This window comes from Sphingomonas adhaesiva (assembly GCF_002374855.1).
In the GTDB taxonomy this organism is placed as follows: domain Bacteria; phylum Pseudomonadota; class Alphaproteobacteria; order Sphingomonadales; family Sphingomonadaceae; genus Sphingomonas; species Sphingomonas adhaesiva.
In genome coordinates this window covers 54,696-73,580 of record NZ_NWVC01000008.1, presented here as the reverse complement: position 1 = coordinate 73,580, position 18,885 = coordinate 54,696, and the positions used below count along the sequence as shown (strand labels likewise).

The following is an 18,885-nucleotide window of genomic DNA, read 5'->3' as shown; positions in this document are numbered from 1 at the left end:
TTTTGCGAAACACATGCCGTCATGCCGGACTTGTTCCGGCATCCACGTCTCCGCACACCGGCAAACGCCTGATTTCGCGGCACGGTGGCCCCAGGAACAAGGCTCTCCTGAGTGAAGCCGAAGGGGCCGGGGTGACGGAGGGGAGCGGCGGGGGTGCCGACTTCTTCAAAGGTCGCGGCTGCGCCAGAGTGACGGGATGCAAGGGGCAGGAACACCGGCTCTAGCACCAACCTCGCGAAAGGCCGGGGCGCCTCGCCACCGCAAACGTCAAAAGCCGCGGGACGCCCCAGCCTTCGCCGGGGCGCCACATTCACCAGACTCAGTGCGAACCCGACGGCTTGTCCTTCTCGCTGATCGCGTTGAGCTGGATGTAGTTCTGCAACCCCATCCGCTCGATCATCTCGAACTGGCGCTCCAGCGTGTCGACATGCTCTTCCTCGCTGGCCAGGATGCGCTGGAACAGGTCGCGGCTGACGAAGTCCTTCACTTCCTCGCAATAGGCGATCGCCGCCTTCAGCTGCGCGACCGCCTCGATCTCCATCGCCAGGTCGGACTTGAGGACTTCCTCCACCGTCTCGCCGATTCGCAACCGGCCGAGCAGCTGGAAATTGGGCAGCCCGTCCAGGAACAGGATGCGCTCCGCCAGCCAGTCGGCGTGCTTCATCTCGTCGATGGATTCGTGGCGCTCGTATTCGGCGAGCTTGTAGACGCCCCAATGTTCCAGCAGGCGGTAATGCAACCAATATTGGTTGATCGCGGTCAGTTCGTTCTTCAGCGATTCGTTGAGGAAATCGATGACCTTGGGGTCGCCCTTCATGCCTGCCTCCGATGTGGGAATGGCAGGCGGATAGCGTGAAATCCGCCGTTACGACAGCGAAAAATTGGCGGATTTCTGCGGTTTTTCGCGATTGCGAATGTTACGCAGCCGCGCGTTCCTCGGCGATAATGGATCGCGCGAACGGGATGCACTGGCCGCATTTCGCCTGGCATCCGACGCTGCGATACGCCTGGCACACGGTGGTCGCGCCGGATCGCGCCGCTTCCCGCACCTGACATTCGCGAATCGCATTGCACACGCAGACGACCATGGAACCTCCCTCCGCTGGGACGGACATTATCGCTACTGCGATCCGGTCGCAAGTCTAATTGCGTCTCGTTCGCATCTTCCATGGGGCGTCAGCGGGACGACGCCATACGCGCTCCAGCGGCCCCTGGCCGAAGCGCCCCAGCCACCACGGCGACCACCACAGCATGACCATCCAGACCGGCGGGGCGAGCAGATACAATGATGCGCGCGACCATGCGCCGAATTGGTGGGCGCCGGTGAACAGCAGCAGCATCGCCAGCGAGGTGCCGATATAGTTGCTGAACGCGGTGCGCCCCACCGCGGCGATTCGCGCGCTCCACCGCCCGTCGGCGCGCAGCAGCAGCAGGACGAGCGCGGCATAGCCGATCGTCGTGACCGGGCGCAGCGCCGGCCCCAGCACGATCGAGGCGAGGAAGATGCGGCGATACCCGAACCCGCCCGCCATCGAATGCCACGCCAGCAGCGCATAGAGCGGCAAGCTGGTCCCCAGCGCGATCACCGCGATCCGGCGATAGGCGCGCCGCGACCATGCCCCCGTCAGGAACCCCGAGCGGAACGCCGCCATCCCCAGCAGCATCGCGCTCAGCGTCTGCAGGCCAAAGATGTACAGGCCGTCCAGCGGGGTGCCGGCATGCGCGATCCGGAACCGCGCGGCGGTGGCGAAGGACGTGCGATACGCCGCGATCTCCGCGATCAGTTCGCCGCGCGGCGGCACGCCGAACCCTTGCACCACCGCCGCGGTCATCGGCGCCGTCGCGGGGGAGGGCGTCGCCACCAGCATCGCCGCGACCGACGTGGCCAGCAACAGGTCGATCAGCAGCAGTACGGCGCTGGTGAACAGCAGCAAGCGGATGCGCGCGCGCGCGAACGCCAGCGCGATCGTGCCGACCAGCGCATAATGCGCCAATATGTCGCCCCACCAGATCAGGTAGAGGTGCACCAGCCCGATCACGAACAGCACCGCCATCCGCGACAGATGCACCGCTGCCGGGGATCGCCCGCCGGCCGCCGCGCGGTCCATCACCAGCAGCATCGACGCCCCGAACAGCATCGAGAACAGCCCGCGCATCTTGCCTTCGACCAGCACGAAGGTGACGAACCACGCCGCCCGGTCCGCGATGCCGGTGCCGCCCCACGCCAATGGCGAGAAATAGGCGGCGGCGGGCAGCGCGAAGGCCGGCAGGTTGGCGACCAGGATGCCCATCACCGCCAGCCCGCGGATGATGTCCAGCTGCGCGATCCGCGGCGCGGGGCCGGCCGGCGGCTCCGACGCGAGGGCGGGGGGATCGCCCGGCGTCATCCACCCATCAGTGCGGGGAAGAACCCTTCGTGCGCGCGGCGCAGCTCGTCGAGCGGGACGCAGAAATCGCCGTCGCGCAGTTCGAAGATCACGCGCGTCCCGATCGTGCGGCCCAGCGGCTCGGCCTCGACGCCCGCGTCCAGCGCCGCCTGCAGGAAGTCGAGCAGCGCATGGTCGTGGACGGTGACGATATAGACGCCCTGGTCCTCCGCGAACAGCGCGGCGGCGGTGTCGTAGGGGAGCGCGCGGTCGATCATCGCCCCGATGTTGCCCGCCAGCGCCATCTCCGCGATCGTCACCGCGATGCCGCCGTCGGACACGTCATGGACGGCGCTCAGGTGCCCCGCCGCGATCTCGGCGCGGATGAAGTCGCCGGTGCGGCGCTCCGCCTCCAGGTCGACGCGCGGCGGCGGCCCTTCCTCGCGCCCGTGCAGTTCGCGCAGCCACAGCGACTGGCCCAGATGCCCGTGGCGCGTGCCGACCGCGACGATGATGTCGCCGGTCTGCTTGAACGCGATCGTCATGTTCTTCTGCCAGTCCGCCAGCAGGCCGATCGCGCCGATTGCGGGGGTGGGCAGGATCGCCGAACCGCCCCCGGTCGCCTTGCTCTCGTTATAGAGCGACACGTTGCCCGACACGATCGGGAAGTCGAGCGCACGGCACGCGTCGCTCATCCCCTCCAGGCAGCCGACGATCTGGCCCATGATCTCCGGGCGCTGCGGGTTGGCGAAGTTCAGGCAGTTGGTGACCGCCAGCGGACTGGCGCCCACCGCGGTCAGGTTGCGCCACGCCTCGGCGATCGCCTGCTTGCCGCCCTCCACCGGGTCGGCGAAGCAATAGCGCGGGGTGCAGTCGGTGGTGATCGCCAGCGCCTTGTCGGTGCCGTGGACGCGCACCACCGCCGCGTCGCCGCCGGGGCGCTGCACGGTGTCCGCGCCGACCATGTGGTCATATTGTTCCCAGATCCAGCGGCGGCTGGCGATATCGGGCGATCCCATCAGCGCCAGCAGGTCGGCGGCCGGATCCTTGCTCTCCGGCACGTCGACCAGCGCCCTGGCGGGCGGGGTGGGGACGTGCGGGCGGTCGTACAGCGGCGCCTCGTCCGCCAGCGGGGCGAGCGGGATGTCGCACACCGTCTCGCCGTGCCACTTGAGCACCATGCGCCCGGTATCGGTGACCGTGCCGATCACCGCGAAGTCCAGCTCCCACTTCTCGAAGATCGCCTTGGCGAACTCCTCGCGGCCGGGCTTCAGCACCATCAGCATGCGCTCCTGCGATTCGGAGAGCATCATTTCATAGGGGGTCATGCCCTCCTCGCGCTGCGGCACGTCGTCCATGACCAGCTCGATGCCGACCCCGCCCTTGCTCGCCATCTCGACCGAGGAGGAGGTGAGGCCCGCGGCGCCCATGTCTTGGATCGCGACGATCGCGTCGGACGCCATCAGTTCCAGGCACGCCTCGATCAGCAGCTTCTCGGTGAACGGGTCGCCGACCTGCACCGTCGGGCGCTTGGCATCGGCATCCTCGCCGAAATCGGCCGAGGCCATCGTCGCGCCGTGGATGCCGTCGCGCCCGGTCTTGCTGCCGACATAGACGATCGGATTGCCGACGCCGGACGCGGCGGAATAGAAGATCTTGTCGGTCTGCGCGATGCCCACCGTCATCGCATTGACCAGGATGTTGCCGTCATACGCGGGGTGGAAGTTCACCTCGCCGCCCACCGTCGGCACGCCCACGCAATTGCCGTAGCCGCCGATGCCGTGGACGACGCCGGCGATCAGGTGGCGCATCCGGGGATGGTCGGGCCGGCCGAAGCGCAGCGCGTTCATGTTCGCGATCGGCCGCGCGCCCATCGTGAACACGTCGCGCAGGATACCGCCCACGCCCGTCGCCGCGCCCTGATACGGCTCGATGTACGACGGGTGGTTGTGGCTCTCCATCTTGAAGATCGCCGCCTGCCCGTCGCCGATATCGACCACGCCGGCGTTCTCGCCCGGGCCGCAGATCACCTGCGGGCCGGTGGTCGGCAGCTTCTTCAGGTGGATGCGGCTCGACTTGTAGCTGCAATGCTCTGACCACATGACCGAAAAGATGCCCAGCTCGACCAGGTTCGGCTCGCGCCCCAACGCGTGGAGCACGCGGTCATATTCCTCAGGCGACAGGCCGTGGTCGGCGACGATCTCGGGGGTGATGGCGGTCATGGCGCGCGCATAGCGGCATGGGGCGGGGGATGCCAGATGGAAGAAGGCGCGCCGTGGCGCCGCCGTACGTGCGGCGATGCGAGCCGCCTAGACCGCACGCATCGTCACCCCGGACCTGTTCCGGGGTCCACCGTGCCGCAAAAGTAACCCTTTGCGGATGTGCGGCGCGGTGGATGCCGGAACACGGCTCTCCTGAGCGAAGTCGAAGGGTCCGGCATGAAAGGGGAGGGGGTCGCCTTCGCCGAGGTGTGTCAGCTCCGCCGCAACCGCCGCAGCAGCCCCGGCCGCTTGGCGAACGCCTCGAACATCTCCTCCGGCCCTTCGGGGTCCAGCACCTCGTTGTCCGCCAGCCACTGCTCGACGTCGTTGAGCTCTGGCGGCGCATAGGGGACCAGCGTCTTGCCCGTGCCGCGCAGCCGCTCGATCGTCGCGATCAGCCCGTCGGCGGCGATCCCCGCCGCCACATCCGCGATCGGCGCGTCCAGATGCTCGGCGACCAGATCCGCCTGGATGCGCGCGATCGTCTCCGGCTCCTGCGCGATCGTCACGTCGCATTCGGTGTCCAGCCGCATCGAGCGGTTGTTGAAATTGGACGAACCCACGCGGATGACGTGATCGTCCACCACCAGCACCTTGGCGTGGCAATAGATCGCCTCGCCCCCCGCGGTCATCGGGTGGTACAGGCGGAAGCGGTCGCGATGGTCGCGCTTCTCGATCTCCGCCACCAGCCGTGCACGCGCGGTGTCCATCGCCAGCGGCTCCAGCCACCCTTGCGCGGTCACCGGGTTGACGACGACGATCTCGGGCGGGTCCGGTTCGGCCACCCGCCGCGCGATCGCCTCGGCGATGCGGCGCGATGCGAAATATTGGCTCTCGGCGTAGATGCGCGTCCGCGCCCCCGCGATCAGCGAAAGGTACAGCTCCTCGATCTCGCGGATCGCGGGCAGTCCGCCATGTTCGGGCTGCGAGCGGGAAATCGCGACGTCCACGTCGGTGAAGTCCGCCGCCAGGCTTTCCGGCCAGCACGCGCCGGCGCGCGGCGGCGGCGGGGCCACGCGCTCGCCGCCAGCGATCTCCCAGCGGGTGCGGCACAATTCGCCCAGCGCGACCGCGACCGGCCCCTCCAGCGCGGTGGTGGCGTCGTGCCACGGCTTGTACGCCCCGCCCGACGGCGACCGGCGGTGCGGGTCGTCGTCGCGGTGCGCGCGCGTGTCCCATCGCTCGTCGGTCATGTCGATCCCGCCGCAGAACGCCAGGTCGTCGTCGATCACCACGATCTTCTGGTGGTGCGATGCGGCGACCGGGTGGTGCCCGTCCAGCAGCAGGTGGATCCGTTTCCGGAAGAACCGCCACTTGAACAGCGTCCACAACGTCCGCCCGCGGAACAGCGTCTTCAGCGCGCCCTTGTCCCAGCGCAGGATATAGACCTGCAAGCCGGGCGTCCGCTTCACCAGCCAGCCGATGAAGTCGCCCACATCGGTCGGCGCCTCCGGGTGATCCTCCCCGAACGCCAGCGTGATCCGCGCGTCGAAATCCCATCCGACCAGCAGGATCTGGTGCTTGGCGTTCAGCATCGCCTCGCGCGCGCGGCGGAAATAGGCGTCGGCGTCGATCACCACGCTCGCGCGGGTGGCGCGGGCACGTCGCCAGAAGGCGGCGTCGGGCAGCGTGAAGGGCGCGCGCGTCACAGGATCTCGCGCACCAGCTCGGGCGGGCGGGCGAGCCGCACGCCCTTGTCGGTCTCCACCAGCGGGCGTTCGATCGTCGCCGGATCGCGCGCCATCAGGTCCAGCGCGGCGGCATCGTCGGCGACCGCGGGCGCGTCCTTGCGCAGCGCGTCGCGCGGGGCGATGCCGGCGCGATCGTACAGCCGCGCCAGCTCGTCGCGCGTCGGCGGCGCCTTCAGATATTCGACGATCGTGACCGCCGCGCCCGCCTCTTCCAGCAGCGCAAGTGCCTGACGCGACTTCGAACAGCGCGGGTTGTGCCAGATGGTCGCCTTCATGGGCGCCGTCCTACAGCATGGACACCGCCGGTCCAGCCCGAACGCGCCGCACGCGCCCGGTCCACCACGCCAGCCCCGCCAGCACGGCATAGGCGACCAGCGCGACGACGGCGAGCGAGGGCGGCGCGGGATCGACCGGCGCGGCGGGCTGCGGCGTCGTCCAGTCGATCGCCTGCACCGCCACCAGGACGGCGACCAGCACGACCGGCGCGACCCGCCCCTGCCACCCGATCGCGCGCGTCCGCGTGACGTAGAAGGTGACCGCCAGCGCGATCAGCCCCAGCTCCAGCGGCATCTCGATCTGCGGCCGGTTCCACAGCGCCAGCCCGTAGCGATGGCCCGCACCCAGCAACGTCAGGTCGGGCGCATGGACCAGCCAATCGAGCAGCCAGTGCGATGCCACCACCGCCGCCCCGATCCACGCGACCCGCCACGACTGCCGCCTGAGCCGCGCGATGACCGCCCAGCCCGCGGCGAACCCCAATGTCCCGATCAGGCTGTGGGTGTACGGCATCGACCAGAAATCGCCCGCGTTCATCGCGGTATGGCCGGGGGTCAGCCGCATATGCTCCACCCCCGCCAGCACGAACAGGAAGAACGCGACATCCACCAGCTGCGCCGCGACGAACACCGCCCCCAGCCGCGGCCGCGCCCGCCCCGGCAGCGCGGCGGCGACGAAGGCGGGGGCGTAATGGCCGATGAACATGCGCGCCATGCTAGCGCGGCGGCGGGGTGAGGGGGAAGGGGGTAGAGGCGCGTGGCGGGCGATGCGCTGATGACGGTCGCGGGTCTTCCGGGAAGGATCGGGGAACGGGAAAGGGCTACGCCGTCAGTTATCTGCGTCCTATGAGCAGTTCGGATGCCTTGGTGATGGTGAAGACGCCATCCGTTCTACGGAAGGCGTCTTGAACGATAGCCGCCAGCTTATCCATGACACCCGGCTTGTCAGCGATCGGTAGACTACCGAGATAGCCCAATAGATCGATGGGATCGGTCACGCGAAGCTCGTCGTCGTACCTGACCACATCGACGCTGGCGAACTCCCTCTGCATGAGCGTAAGCCCTTGCTCCGACGACAGCGGCTCCGGCCGAGGATCAGTCTCGCCTCCGAACGGTGCGCGCGCCAGCGCCGACAGCTCCGCCATCGTGCCTGCCGGGTTTAGTACCACAGCCACGACACCGCCTCCGCGCGTAACCCTCGCCATTTCCTTCAGCCCGGAAGCGGGGTCGGTCAGGTGATAGAGCATGTGGATCGCGATCGTTGTGTCCACGCTGGCAGCGGTCATCGGCAGCGCAACCGCGTCAGCGACGGAAGCCTCAACATCGTGCCACCGCTGCATGGCGGCGATGGAGGCGCGGGCGGCATCTATCATGCCTTCGGAAATATCGAACAGACGCAGCTTCAGGTCGGATGGCACACTTTGCGGTGCGTTCGTCCAGAACGATCCCGCACCGCAACCCACGTCGGCGATGACACCGCCCGCCGGTAGCGGAATATTGGAGGCCAGCCATTCGAACCAGTCGCCCCGACCGTAGCGGGTATGCAGGATCGATCGCGCCTTCAACCTATCGGGGAAGCGATACTGAACATCGCGAAGATAGCTTTGCTCACTGCCAGACATGATGGCCTCGGTTAGAAGTTGCGGGCCGGTCATCGCTCGGCAGGGGCCACGCAGCAAGCCTCACCGTTCCCCATTGGGAACCTGTGATGGGAATCCCGCCGCGCCCCCATCACGCTGACGGACTCCCGCGAGCGTCGTTTTCCCGAAAGCTGTGCCCGATCGTGCTTTCCCGAAACCGACGGGTCTGGGCAGGGAAACGGGAAGTCGTGGCGGGATGAAGGCGAGGTTGGTCGGCGGTGCAACGCCTGGCGGTCAGCGCCGCCCGCCGCGTCGAACGCTGTCCTACACCGGCGCGATCAGGCACACGGGGGCAGGCACACGGGCCGACGCTCCTTCTCACCGTCCAGTCTCGCCGCGAACGGCACGCCGCCCGCCCGCCCGCGGTCGCATCGGTGACGCGCCACCCGCGCGCCTCAACATTCGCGGAAAAACCCGTCCGGCGTCTCAACATTCGCAACATTCGCGCCGGTCAGCCCGCACGGGGTCACCTGGCGTCGGCGATCGTCGCCTGTCGCGCGATCAGCTGCCAGCGGCCATCGCGTTTGGCCCACACATCGGTAAACGGCCGCGTCACCTGCCGTCCCGCGCCCGGCCCTTTCAGCGGCACCATCGTGTCATAGCCCATGACGACGGTCACCTCCGGCTTCTGGTCGATCGCGTTGATATGCTTGTGGAAATCCTTATAGTCGAGCAGGTCGTCGGCCATCGCCGCGATTACCTCCTCGCGCCGCAAGACCCGGTTGGCGGGCGAGTTGACGATGAAATCCTCCGCCCAGACGCCGCGCACCCCGGCGGCGTCATGCGCCATCATCGCCTTGCCCAGCCGGCCATAGGCCGCGCCGATCTCCGGCGGCATCCGCACGCCGGGCGCCAGCTGCGCTGCGACGGTCAGCGGGGCGAGGGTGGCCAAAGCGGCGGCGATCAGACGGGTGGCAGGACGCATGGCAACGCCTTCGCAATGGGACAGAATGGCATCGTGCGCCGAACTGTCACCGCGCGCAATGCCCCGCCCCGGCCGCACCACCGGCCGCGCGGGCAGGAATTACCCCTCCTGCCGCGCCAGCCATTCCTCCAGCCACTTGATCGTATACTGGCCCTCGCGGAACTCGGGATCGTCCAGCAACGCCTGGTGCAGCGGGATGGTGGTCTTCATCCCCTCGATCACGAATTCCTCCAGCGCGCGGCGCAACCGGCGCAGCGCGCCCTCGCGCGTGGTGCCGTAGACGATCAGCTTGGCGATCATGCTGTCGTAATAGGGCGGCACCTTGTAGCCGGCATACAGCCCGCTATCGACGCGCACGTGCATCCCGCCCGGCGCGTGATATTGCTTCACCAGGCCGGGGGAGGGGGCGAAGGTGCGCGGGTCCTCGGCATTGATGCGGCATTCGATCGCATGGCCGCGGAAGATCACGTCCTCCTGCCGCAACGTCAGCGGGTGGCCCTCGGCGACGCGGATCTGCTCGCGCACCAGGTCCAGCCCGGTGATCGCCTCGGTCACCGGATGCTCCACCTGCAGGCGGGTGTTCATCTCGATGAAGTAGAATTCGCCGTCTTCCCACAGGAACTCGATCGTCCCCGCGCCGCGATAGCCCATGTCGGCCATCGCCTTGGCGACGATCCCGCCCATCCGCTCGCGCTCGTCGGCGGAAATCACCGGGGAGGGCGCCTCCTCCAGCACCTTCTGGTGGCGGCGCTGCAGCGAACAGTCGCGCTCGCCCAGGTGGATGGCGTTGCCGTTGCCGTCGCCGAAGATCTGGAATTCGATGTGCCGCGGATTGCCGAGGTACTTTTCCATGTAGACGGTGGCATCGCCGAACGCCGCCTTCGCCTCGGTCCCGGCCTGCTGCATCAGCGTTTCCAGCTGGTCGGCCGACTGGCACACCTTCATGCCGCGCCCGCCGCCGCCGCTGGCGGCCTTGATGATGACGGGATAGCCGATCCGCTCGGCCAGCGCCTTGGCCTCGGCGACGTCGCTGATCGCGCCGTCGGAGCCGGGTACCAGCGGCAGGCCCAGCGCACCGGCGGTGCGCTTGGCCTCCACCTTGTCGCCCATCACCCGGATATGCTCCGGCTTCGGCCCGACGAAGATCAGATTGTGCAGCTCGACGATCTCGGCGAACTTCGCATTCTCGCTCAGGAAGCCGTAGCCCGGATGGATCGCGTCCGCGCCGCTGATTTCCGCCGCGGAAATGATGTTCGGGATGTTCAGATAGCTGTCGGTCGCCGCGGGCGGCCCGATGCAGATCGCCTCGTCCGCCAGCCGCACGTGCATCGCATCGGCATCGGCGGTGGAATGGACCGCGACGGTCTTGATCCCCATCTCGCGGCACGCGCGATGGATGCGCAGCGCGATTTCGCCGCGGTTGGCGATCAGCAGCTTCTTGATCTGCGCCACGCCGCTTACTCGACGACGACCAGCGGCTGGTCGAACTCGACCGGCTGGCCGTTCTCGACCAGCACCGCCTTCACCACGCCCGCGCTGGGCGCGACGATCGGGTTCATCACCTTCATCGCCTCGACGATCAGCAGCGTGTCGCCCGCCGCCACGCTCTGCCCGACGGCGGCGAACGGCTTGGCGCCGGGCTCGGCGGCCAGGTAGACGGTGCCGACCATCGGCGATCGCACCGCATTGGCATCAGACGGCGCGGACGGGCCGGCGACGTCGACCTGCGGCGCGGCGCCCGCGGCGGCGACCGGCGCTGCGGCGGCGGGTGCCGGCGCGTAATGGACCGGTGCGGCGACCGCGGCGGCCTTGCGTGCGACGCGGATCTTGCGATCGCCGTCCTCGACTTCGATCTCGGTCAGCTGCGTGGTGTCGAGCAGCTCGGCAAGCTGGCGGACCAGATCGACATCGACCTGCATCGCGCCCGGATTGTTGTTGTCGGTCATGCGACCCATTCCCCTAGATTAGGGCGCGCCTCCTGTCAGAAGCGGGCCGCTGCTTCAAGCGCGAGCATATACGACAAAGCGCCGAACCCGGCGATACTGCCCTTCGCCGCGCGTCCGACGAAGGACGTGTGGCGAAATTCCTCGCGCGTGTGCGGGTTGGACAGATGCACCTCGATCACCGGGGTGCGGATCGCCTTGATCGCGTCGTGCACCGCGATCGAGGTGTGCGTGAAGGCGCCGGCGTTCAGGATGATGGCGCGTGCGTCATACGCCTGCGCTTCGTGGAGCCAGTCGACCAGATGCCCTTCGTGGTTGGACTGGCGCATGTCGATCGCCAGCCCCAGTTCGCGCGCCCGGTCCTCCAGCGCGCCGGCGATATCGTCCAGCGTGTCGTGGCCGTAGATGTCCGGCTCGCGCGTGCCGAGCAGGTTCAGGTTCGGGCCATTGAGGACGAAGACGGTATCGCTCATGCGCGCAGGTCATCGCACCGTCCGCGGCGCAGCGCAACGTTGCCCCGTCCGCCCGCCCACCCTAAGTGGCGGGCATGACCCATAGCGACGGCACCATCACCATTACCGTGAACGGCGAACACAAGCGCGTTCACGCCGGCCTTTCGATCGCCGATCTGGCGCAATCGCTGGGGCTGGTCCCCGAAAAGGTCGCGGTCGAACGCAATCTGGAGGTCGTGCCCCGTTCCACGCTGGCGCAGGTCATGGTCGAGGACGGCGACGAGCTGGAGATCGTCCACTTTGTCGGCGGCGGCGATCATGATGCGGATACATGGACGGTCGCGGGGCGCACGTTCCGCTCGCGGCTGATCGTTGGCACCGGCAAGTACAAGGATTTCGCGCAGAACGCCGCCGCGCTGGAGGCGTCCGGGGCGGAGATCGTCACCGTCGCGGTGCGCCGCGTGAACGTCAGCGATCCGAACACGCCGATGCTGACCGATTATATCGACCCGAAGAAGGTCACGTATCTGCCGAACACCGCCGGCTGCTTCACCGCGGACGAGGCGATCCGCACGCTGCGGCTGGCGCGCGAGGCGGGCGGCTGGGATCTCGTCAAGCTGGAGGTGCTGGGCGAGGCGCGCACGCTCTATCCCGACATGCGCGAGACGCTGAAGGCGACCGAGGTGCTGGTGCGCGAAGGCTTCAAGCCGATGGTCTATTGCGTCGACGATCCGATCGCCGCGAAGCAGCTGGAGGAGGCCGGCGCGGTCGCGATCATGCCGCTGGGCGCGCCGATCGGGTCGGGGCTGGGGATCCAGAACCGCGTGACGATCCGGCTGATCGTGGAGGGGGCGAACGTGCCGGTGCTGGTTGACGCGGGCGTCGGCTGTGCGTCGGATGCGGCGGTGGCGATGGAGCTGGGTTGCGACGGGGTGCTGATGAACACCGCGATCGCGGAGGCGAAGGACCCAGTGCTGATGGCCGCGGCGATGAAATCGGCGGTGGAGGCCGGGCGGATGAGCTATTGCGCCGGGCGCATGGGCCAGCGCCGCTACGCCGATCCGTCCAGCCCCCTCGCCGGATTGATCTAGGTCATTTTGGCGCGGAACATCCCGCGCCGCCCGCCGTTCTTAGGCCATCGGTTCAACAGCCAGTAATGGAGTAAGGCGATGGGCGAGCTGGTCGACAAGATCAAGGGCAATGTCAACGAGATGGTGGGCAAGGCCAAGGAAGCGCTTGGCGAGCACAACCATGACGAAAGCCTGAAGGCCGAAGGCCAGGCGCAGCAGGCGCAGGGCAAGGGCGAACAGTTCAAGGGCAAGGTCAAGGGCGCGCTCGGCGACGACATCTGACCAGTCTTTCCTTCGGGTCGCACCGGAAGGATGGGGCCGCTCCGTTCGACGGGGCGGCCCTTTTGCTGTGCGCTGCTCAGCGGTCGCGGATCGCGCTCAGCGTGGTTCCGGCCGTGATCTGCTCGACGTCGGTCTTGCAGTGGAGCAGCCGCAGCCCGGTCTGTTCCATTGCGCGGTCCAGCGCGGGTCCGAAGGCGGCGGTCGTCTCCACCGTTTCCGCCCAGCCGCCATAGGCCCGCGCCAGTGCGGCGAAGTCCGGGTTGGCGAGCCGCGTGGCGCACGGACGCCCCGGAAACTCGCGCTCCTGGTGCATGCGGATCGTGCCGTAGGTACCGTTGTCGACCACGATGACCAGCATGTCGGCGCCATGCTGGACGGCGGTGGCCAGTTCCTGGCCGTTCATCAGGAAATCGCCGTCGCCCGCTACCGCCACGACCATCCGTCCCGGCCGGCGCAGCGCCGCGGCGACCGCGGCGGGTACGCCATAGCCCATCGCGCCGGCGGTAGGCGCCAGCTGCGTTCCCGGTCCGGCATAGCGCCAGTAGCGATGCCACCAGCCGGAGAAATTGCCCGCGCCGTTGCAGACGATCGTGTCCGCCGGCAATCGCGCGCGCATCGCCGCGACGCACGGGCCGAGATCCAGCGTCACCCCGTCGCGCGGGCGGGCGGTGGTCCATTCGCGATAGGCATCGTGCGCCGCGGCGGTGTGCGACACCACCGGGCCGTCGATCGGCAGCAGCGCCTCGGCGAACTCGGCCATGCCCGCGCAGATCGCCAGATCGGTGGCATAGGTGCGGTTCAGCTCGTCCGGGTCGGGGTGGACGTGGATCAGCCGCTGGCCGGGATGATCCGGCGTCACCAGCGTATAGCCGTCCGTCGTCGCCTCCCCCAGCCGGGCGCCGACCACCAGTAGCAGGTCCGCTTCCCGCACGCGCGCCAGCACCGCAGGATTGGGGCCATAGCCCAGATTGCCGGCATAGGCGGGGCAGTCGTTGGGGACCGCATCCTGCCGGCGGAACGCCGCGACGACGGGGACGCCGGCATGGGTCGCCCATACCGCGAAGGCGCCTGCTGCGGTCGCGTCCCAGCCGGCGCCGCCGACGATCGCGACCGGCCGTTCGGCGGTGACCATCAGGTCGCGCAGGTGATCCAGCGCATCGGCGTCCACCGCCTGCGCCACCCGCTCGACGCGGGCGCGATCGACCGCGGTCACCTCGTCCAGCAGCATGTCCTCGGGCAGGGCCAATACCACCGGGCCGGGGCGCCCGCCGATCGCGGTGGCATAGGCGCGAGCGACATATTCGGGGATGCGCCGCGCATCGTCGATCCGCGCCGCCCATTTGGCGATCGGCGCGAACATCGCGGTAAAATCGATCTCCTGAAATGCCTCGCGGTCGCGCGTGCCGCGGTCGATGTCGCCGATGAACAGGATCATCGGCTGCGAATCCTGCATCGCGACATGCACCCCGATCGCGGCATTGGTCGCGCCCGGCACGCGCGTGACGAACGCGACGCCGGGGCGGTGCGTCAGCGTCCCGTCGGCGCATGCCATGAAGGTGACGCCGCCTTCCTGGCGGCACGTCACCACGTCGATCGCCGGGGTGTCGTGCAGGGCATCGAGCACCGCGAGGAAGCTTTCCCCCGGCACGGTGAAGATCCGGTCGCACCCTTGCGCGACGAGATTATCGACCAGAACCCGGCCGCCGGTGCGTTTGCTCTCCATGCCGCACGGTGTAGCCGTACCGACAAGCCTTGCGAAGGGGCGACGGTTGGTCGATCGTGGCGCAAAGACGACAAGGTGAGGAGAGGATGATGGCTGACTTCGAGCTGGTGGCGGACGGGCTGCGCTTCCCCGAAGGCCCGGTGGTGATGCCGGACGGCAGTATCATCCTGGTCGAGATCGCGGCGGGACGGCTCACCCGCATCCGCCCCGACGGCAGCAAACAGACCGTCGCGGAGCCGGGCGGTGGCCCCAATGGCCTGGCACTGGGGCCGGACGGGATGCTGTATTGCTGCAACAACGGCGGGTTCGACTGGGCCGAAAACGGCGACATGCTGGCCCCGCACGGCATCGCGAGCGACTATTCGGGCGGACGGATCGAGCGGATTGATCCCGCTACCGGCGCGGTCGAGGTGCTGTACAAGAGCGGCGACCATGGCGTGACGCTTCGCGGCCCGAACGACATCGTGTTCGATGCGCACGGCGGCTTCTGGTTCACCGATCACGGCAAGGTCGATTATGCCGCGCGCTGCCACGATATCGTCGGCATCTTCTATGCCAGGGCGGACGGCAGCTTCATCGAGGAAGTGGTATTCCCGTCGAACAACCCCAACGGCGTCGGCCTGTCGCCGGACGGCAGCGTGCTGTACGCCGCGGAAACCTACACCTGCCGGCTGATGAAGTTCAACGTGACCGCGCCGGGCAAGGTCGCGCCGGATGCCGGGCCGGGCGGGCCGGGCATCCCGTTGTACCGACCCGCCGGGTACAAGTTCTTCGATTCGCTGGGGATGGAAGCGGGCGGCAACATCTGCGTCGCGACGATCGGGGAGAGCGGGATCAGCGTCGTCTCGCCCGATGGTGACCTGGTCGAATTCGTCGCCACGCCCGACATCTTCACCACCAACATCTGCTTCGGCGGGGACGACATGCGCGATGCGTATATCACCCTGTCGGGCACCGGAAAGCTGGTGAAGACGCGCTGGGCGCGCCCCGGTCTGTCCCTGCAATACTGATTTGGGGCGCGACCCCGTCATCAAGGAGTTTCAATGCGCGATACCGTGATCTTCGATTTCGGCGGCGTCATCACGTCGTCGCCGTTCGAGGCGTTCAACCGCATGGAGCGCGAGCGCGGCTTGCCGCACGATCTGGTGCGGCGGATCAACGCGATCGACCCCGATGACAATGCCTGGGCCAGGTTCGAGCGGGCGGAAATCGACGCGGCGGGCTTCGACAGCGCGTTTGCCGAGGAGGCTCGGGCGGTGGGGCACGAATTGCGCGGGGAGGATGTGCTGGCGTTGCTGGCGGGGGACATCCGCCCGCGGATGGTCCATGCGCTCGACTGGCTGAAGCGCGAGGGCTACCGGATCGGCTGCATCACCAACAACGTCCCCGCGGGCGAGGGCGCGGGGATGGCGCGGACGACGGAAAAGGCCGCTGCGGTGGCGGCGGTGCTGGCACGGTTCGACCATGTGATCGAATCGAGCAAGGTCGGCATCCGCAAGCCCGACCCGCGCATCTACACGATGATGTGCCAGACGCTGAACGTCGCGCCGGACCGGTGCGTGTATCTGGACGACCTGGGCATCAACTGCAAACCCGCCGCCGAACTGGGGATGATCGCGATCAAGGTAACCGGTGAAGGGCAGGCGCTGGACGCGCTGTGCGCCGCGCTGGAGATCGCACCCGGTCATTTCTGACAAACTTGAAAGCTCGTTCAACTTCGCTTGCGACCGGCGCGGCGCGCCGCTAGTCGTGCCCGGCAGTTAGGGAGGATGAGGCGCGTGAAGAAGCTCTATCCGGATGCCGCGGCGGCGCTCGACGGCCTGCTGTTCGACGGGATGACGATCTGCGCCGGCGGGTTCGGGCTATGCGGCATCCCGGAACGGCTGATCGACGCGATCCAGGCGGCGGGTACCACGGGGCTGACGATTGCCAGCAACAATGCCGGCATCGACGGCGAGGGGCTGGGCAAGCTGTTGCGGACGCGGCAGGTCGCCAAGATGATCTCCAGCTACGTCGGCGAGAACAAGGAGTTCGAGCGCCAGTATCTGTCGGGCGAGCTGGAGGTGGAGTTCTGCCCCCAGGGGACGCTGGCGGAACGGTGCCGCGCGGGCGGCGCGGGCATTCCCGGCTTCTACACGAAGACCGGCGTCGGCACGCTGGTGGCCGAGGGCAAGGAAGTGAAGGAGTTCGACGGGGAGGAATATATCCTGGAGCGCGGCATCCGCGCCGACCTGTCGATCATCAAGGGCTGGAAGGCGGACGAGAGCGGGAACCTGATCTTCCGCAAGACCGCGCGCAACTTCAACCAGCCGATGGCGACCGCGGGCAAGGTCTGCGTCGCCGAGGTGGAGGAAGTGGTGCCGGTCGGCAGCCTGGACCCCGATCACATCCATCTGCCCGGCATTTACGTGAAGCGGATGATCGTCGGCGCGCCCTACGACAAGAAGATCGAGTTCCGCATGACGCGCCCCCGGCCCGAGGCGGCGTGATGCGCACGGCCGCGGGACTGATCGGCGCCGCGGCGCTGCTGGCCGGATGCGCGACGCGCGCGCTGCCGCCGGCCGACCCCATGCCGCCGTCGGTGACGATCCTGACCCAGACGCAGAAGCCGGGCGACCTGGTGCCGCCGGGAATGGCGTATCTGTACGGATCGGCCGAGGCGGCGGCGCTTTCGGAACAGGCCTATAACGGCATGGTCGCCTATGTGCGCGGGGTGCTGGACACCGCCCGCGATGCGCGCGGACGCCTGCCCAGCCAGCGTGCGGCGGGAACCTTGCCGCGCTGGCCGCGATCGGTGGTACTGGCGCCGGGAGCGACCGCGGGGATGGTGGACATGCTGCCGTGCGGCACGCTGCCGCCCGCCGTGGTGCTGGACATGGACGAAACCGTCGTCCTGAACCTGGGCTACGAATATCACGATGCGCGGACGGGGCAGGGCTATGACCCCAAGCGCTGGGATCGCTGGGAACAGGGCGGCGCGGAACGGGTGTCGCCGCTGCCCGGCGCGATTTCCGCGTTCCGCGCGCTGCGCGCGCTGGGCGTCACGATGGTCATCAACACCAACCGTTCCGCCGCCCATGCCGCCGATACCGCCCGCGCGCTGAAGAATGCCGGGCTGGGCGACTTCGTGCACGGTGAAACCTTGTTCCTGAAGGGCGACGTCGACGGTGGATCGGGCAAGGACGGGCGGCGACAGGCGATCGCGGCGCGTTATTGCGTGGTGGCGATGGCGGGGGACCAGCTGGGCGATTTCGCCGACCTGTTCAATCCGCCCGGCCCGGCGCCCGCACTGGGGCGCCGCGCACTGGCCAGCGTCGATGCGATCAGGGCAAAATGGGGCGCGGGCTGGTTCGTGCTGCCCAACCCCGTCTACGGCACCGGGCTGGGCACCGGCTGGGACGAGACATTTCCGAAGGACAGGCGCTGGGACGATGCCGTTCCCGCCGGAGGAGCGAAGTGATGGGCTGGGATCGCAACGGCATGGCGGCACGCGCGGCGAAGGAGCTGCGCGACGGCTATTACGTCAACCTGGGGATCGGCATTCCGACGCTGGTAGCCAATAACATCCCCGAGGGGATGACGGTGACGCTCCAGTCGGAGAACGGGATGCTGGGGATCGGCCCGTTCCCTTATGACGACGAGGTCGACGCGGATTTGATCAACGCGGGCAAGCAGACGATCAGCGAGCTGCCGCAGTCGGCCTATTTCGGATCGGAGCAGAGCTTTGCGATGATCCGCGGCGGGCATATCGACCTGACCGTGCTGGGCGCGATGGAGGTGGCGCAGAACGGCGACATCGCCAACTGGATGATCCCCGGCAAGATGATCAAGGGCATGGGCGGCGCGATGGACCTGGTCGCCGGCGTCAAAAAGATCATCGTCGTGATGGAGCATAAGGCCAAGGACGGCAGCCCGAAATTCATCCCGCACTGCACGCTGCCGCTGACCGGGCGCAACGTGGTCGACATGATCGTCACCGACCTGGCGGTATTCCAGCGGCCCGATCACCAGTCGAAGTTTCGATTGATCGAGCTGGCGCCCGGGGTCACCGCCGACGAGGTGCGCGCCAAGACCACTGCCGATTATCAGGCGTGACGCCGGTTCGCCCGACCGCCTCCGATCCTTCGTGAGAGGGGCGAAGGGTTAGTGGTCCGGTGAGACCGTCGCATCCGGCCTGATGCGACGCCTCTGGCCGTCATCTTCCCGTCATCCTACATGCGCGTCGCTGCCTGCGATGGCGGGGCGTTTTTCGGGAAA

The 18,885-nt window shown here is 68.1% G+C and carries 20 protein-coding genes; 7 read left to right on the top strand and 13 right to left on the bottom strand.

The window, feature by feature from the left end:
* Positions 1-319: 319 nt before the first annotated feature.
* From bfr to aroQ, 12 genes are all read right to left on the bottom strand, one after another.
* Positions 320-817 (bottom strand): bacterioferritin, encoded by a 498-nt coding sequence (bfr, locus tag COA07_RS14560; RefSeq protein ID WP_066706345.1) that lies wholly within the window; start codon positions 815-817, stop codon positions 320-322.
* Positions 818-917: 100 nt separating this feature from the next.
* The gene (locus tag COA07_RS14555; RefSeq protein ID WP_083956653.1) at positions 918-1,088 is read right to left on the bottom strand and encodes a (2Fe-2S)-binding protein; all 171 of its coding nucleotides are present in this window, start codon (positions 1,086-1,088) and stop codon (positions 918-920) included.
* Between the two features lie 54 nt (positions 1,089-1,142).
* A complete protein-coding gene (locus COA07_RS14550) occupies positions 1,143-2,387 on the bottom strand; it encodes a DUF418 domain-containing protein (RefSeq protein WP_083956654.1) in 1,245 nt (414 codons plus the stop codon).
* A complete protein-coding gene (purL, locus tag COA07_RS14545) occupies positions 2,384-4,588 on the bottom strand; it encodes a phosphoribosylformylglycinamidine synthase subunit PurL (RefSeq protein WP_066706348.1) in 2,205 nt (734 codons plus the stop codon). Before purL ends, COA07_RS14550 begins: the two co-directional genes overlap by 4 nt.
* 251 nt (positions 4,589-4,839) lie before the next feature.
* Positions 4,840-6,162: a phospholipase D-like domain-containing protein gene (locus COA07_RS14540; protein WP_083956656.1), complete on the bottom strand. Its 1,323-nt coding sequence runs from the start codon at positions 6,160-6,162 to the stop codon at positions 4,840-4,842.
* 110 nt (positions 6,163-6,272) lie between these two features.
* Complete coding sequence (locus tag COA07_RS14535; RefSeq protein WP_066706350.1) at positions 6,273-6,593, bottom strand: ArsC/Spx/MgsR family protein; 321 nt, start codon at positions 6,591-6,593, stop codon at positions 6,273-6,275.
* Positions 6,594-6,603: 10 nt separating this feature from the next.
* Positions 6,604-7,308 carry a hypothetical protein gene (locus tag COA07_RS14530; RefSeq protein ID WP_245842174.1) on the bottom strand — a complete coding sequence of 235 codons (705 nt, stop codon included), beginning with the start codon at positions 7,306-7,308 and terminating at the stop codon, positions 6,604-6,606.
* 118 nt (positions 7,309-7,426) lie between these two features.
* A complete protein-coding gene (locus COA07_RS14525; protein WP_066712838.1) occupies positions 7,427-8,248 on the bottom strand; it encodes a class I SAM-dependent methyltransferase in 822 nt (273 codons plus the stop codon).
* 451 nt (positions 8,249-8,699) lie between these two features.
* The gene (locus COA07_RS14520; protein WP_066712831.1) at positions 8,700-9,158 is read right to left on the bottom strand and encodes a nuclear transport factor 2 family protein; all 459 of its coding nucleotides are present in this window, start codon (positions 9,156-9,158) and stop codon (positions 8,700-8,702) included.
* A gap of 99 nt (positions 9,159-9,257) precedes the next feature.
* Entirely contained in the window at positions 9,258-10,610 is a 1,353-nt protein-coding gene (gene accC, locus COA07_RS14515) for an acetyl-CoA carboxylase biotin carboxylase subunit (RefSeq protein WP_066712829.1), read from the bottom strand.
* 5 nt (positions 10,611-10,615) lie between these two features.
* Positions 10,616-11,104 carry an acetyl-CoA carboxylase biotin carboxyl carrier protein gene (gene accB, locus COA07_RS14510; RefSeq protein WP_096641289.1) on the bottom strand — a complete coding sequence of 163 codons (489 nt, stop codon included), beginning with the start codon at positions 11,102-11,104 and terminating at the stop codon, positions 10,616-10,618.
* Positions 11,105-11,139: 35 nt separating this feature from the next.
* On the bottom strand, positions 11,140-11,574 hold the full coding sequence (aroQ, locus tag COA07_RS14505; RefSeq protein WP_066711308.1) for a type II 3-dehydroquinate dehydratase: 435 nt from the start codon (positions 11,572-11,574) through the stop codon (positions 11,140-11,142).
* 74 nt (positions 11,575-11,648) lie between these two features.
* Between aroQ and thiS the strand changes: the two genes are divergently transcribed.
* Complete coding sequence (gene thiS / locus COA07_RS14500) at positions 11,649-12,644, top strand: sulfur carrier protein ThiS (RefSeq protein ID WP_083956881.1); 996 nt, start codon at positions 11,649-11,651, stop codon at positions 12,642-12,644.
* A 78-nt stretch (positions 12,645-12,722) separates the two neighbouring features.
* Positions 12,723-12,905, top strand: a complete 183-nt coding sequence (locus tag COA07_RS14495) for a CsbD family protein (protein WP_066711307.1) — start codon at positions 12,723-12,725, stop codon at positions 12,903-12,905.
* 76 nt (positions 12,906-12,981) lie between these two features.
* Here the strand turns inward: COA07_RS14495 and COA07_RS14490 are convergent, their stop codons facing one another.
* Positions 12,982-14,628: a thiamine pyrophosphate-binding protein gene (locus tag COA07_RS14490; protein ID WP_066711306.1), complete on the bottom strand. Its 1,647-nt coding sequence runs from the start codon at positions 14,626-14,628 to the stop codon at positions 12,982-12,984.
* Between the two features lie 89 nt (positions 14,629-14,717).
* On the opposite strand from COA07_RS14490, the gene COA07_RS14485 reads away from it, so the two are divergent.
* The 5 genes from COA07_RS14485 (at position 14,718) to COA07_RS14465 (ending at position 18,723) form a co-directional block, all read left to right on the top strand.
* Positions 14,718-15,638, top strand: coding sequence for an SMP-30/gluconolactonase/LRE family protein (locus COA07_RS14485; protein WP_066711309.1), 921 nt, complete (start codon positions 14,718-14,720; stop codon positions 15,636-15,638).
* Positions 15,639-15,671: 33 nt separating this feature from the next.
* A complete protein-coding gene (locus COA07_RS14480) occupies positions 15,672-16,322 on the top strand; it encodes an HAD-IA family hydrolase (RefSeq protein WP_066711305.1) in 651 nt (216 codons plus the stop codon).
* An 84-nt stretch (positions 16,323-16,406) separates the two neighbouring features.
* The gene (locus tag COA07_RS14475; protein WP_066711304.1) at positions 16,407-17,117 is read left to right on the top strand and encodes a CoA transferase subunit A; all 711 of its coding nucleotides are present in this window, start codon (positions 16,407-16,409) and stop codon (positions 17,115-17,117) included.
* Positions 17,117-18,088 (top strand): 5'-nucleotidase, lipoprotein e(P4) family, encoded by a 972-nt coding sequence (locus tag COA07_RS14470; RefSeq protein WP_066711303.1) that lies wholly within the window; start codon positions 17,117-17,119, stop codon positions 18,086-18,088. The genes COA07_RS14475 and COA07_RS14470 overlap by 1 nt, the downstream gene beginning before the upstream one ends.
* On the top strand, positions 18,088-18,723 hold the full coding sequence (locus COA07_RS14465; protein WP_066711302.1) for a 3-oxoacid CoA-transferase subunit B: 636 nt from the start codon (positions 18,088-18,090) through the stop codon (positions 18,721-18,723). Before COA07_RS14470 ends, COA07_RS14465 begins: the two co-directional genes overlap by 1 nt.
* Positions 18,724-18,885 lie beyond the last annotated feature (162 nt).

Excerpts from the sequence above, each read along its gene's own strand:
- COA07_RS14480 (WP_066711305.1), top strand. The coding sequence starts at position 15,672 with ATGCGCGATACCGTGATCTTCGATTTCGGCGGCGTCATCACGTCGTCG.
- COA07_RS14525 (WP_066712838.1), bottom strand. The coding sequence starts at position 8,248 with ATGACCGGCCCGCAACTTCTAACCGAGGCCATCATGTCTGGCAGTGAG.
- COA07_RS14520 (WP_066712831.1), bottom strand. The coding sequence starts at position 9,158 with ATGCGTCCTGCCACCCGTCTGATCGCCGCCGCTTTGGCCACCCTCGCC.
- COA07_RS14530 (WP_245842174.1), bottom strand. The coding sequence starts at position 7,308 with ATGGCGCGCATGTTCATCGGCCATTACGCCCCCGCCTTCGTCGCCGCC.
- COA07_RS14555 (WP_083956653.1), bottom strand. The coding sequence starts at position 1,088 with ATGGTCGTCTGCGTGTGCAATGCGATTCGCGAATGTCAGGTGCGGGAA.
- COA07_RS14490 (WP_066711306.1), bottom strand. The coding sequence starts at position 14,628 with ATGGAGAGCAAACGCACCGGCGGCCGGGTTCTGGTCGATAATCTCGTC.
- thiS (WP_083956881.1), top strand. The coding sequence starts at position 11,649 with ATGACCCATAGCGACGGCACCATCACCATTACCGTGAACGGCGAACAC.
- accB (WP_096641289.1), bottom strand. The coding sequence starts at position 11,104 with ATGACCGACAACAACAATCCGGGCGCGATGCAGGTCGATGTCGATCTG.
- COA07_RS14495 (WP_066711307.1), top strand. The coding sequence starts at position 12,723 with ATGGGCGAGCTGGTCGACAAGATCAAGGGCAATGTCAACGAGATGGTG.
- COA07_RS14550 (WP_083956654.1), bottom strand. The coding sequence starts at position 2,387 with ATGACGCCGGGCGATCCCCCCGCCCTCGCGTCGGAGCCGCCGGCCGGC.
- COA07_RS14465 (WP_066711302.1), top strand. The coding sequence starts at position 18,088 with ATGGGCTGGGATCGCAACGGCATGGCGGCACGCGCGGCGAAGGAGCTG.
- COA07_RS14535 (WP_066706350.1), bottom strand. The coding sequence starts at position 6,593 with ATGAAGGCGACCATCTGGCACAACCCGCGCTGTTCGAAGTCGCGTCAG.
- bfr (WP_066706345.1), bottom strand. The coding sequence starts at position 817 with ATGAAGGGCGACCCCAAGGTCATCGATTTCCTCAACGAATCGCTGAAG.
- COA07_RS14540 (WP_083956656.1), bottom strand. The coding sequence starts at position 6,162 with ATGCTGAACGCCAAGCACCAGATCCTGCTGGTCGGATGGGATTTCGAC.
- COA07_RS14485 (WP_066711309.1), top strand. The coding sequence starts at position 14,718 with ATGGCTGACTTCGAGCTGGTGGCGGACGGGCTGCGCTTCCCCGAAGGC.
- aroQ (WP_066711308.1), bottom strand. The coding sequence starts at position 11,574 with ATGAGCGATACCGTCTTCGTCCTCAATGGCCCGAACCTGAACCTGCTC.
- COA07_RS14470 (WP_066711303.1), top strand. The coding sequence starts at position 17,117 with ATGCGCACGGCCGCGGGACTGATCGGCGCCGCGGCGCTGCTGGCCGGA.
- purL (WP_066706348.1), bottom strand. The coding sequence starts at position 4,588 with ATGACCGCCATCACCCCCGAGATCGTCGCCGACCACGGCCTGTCGCCT.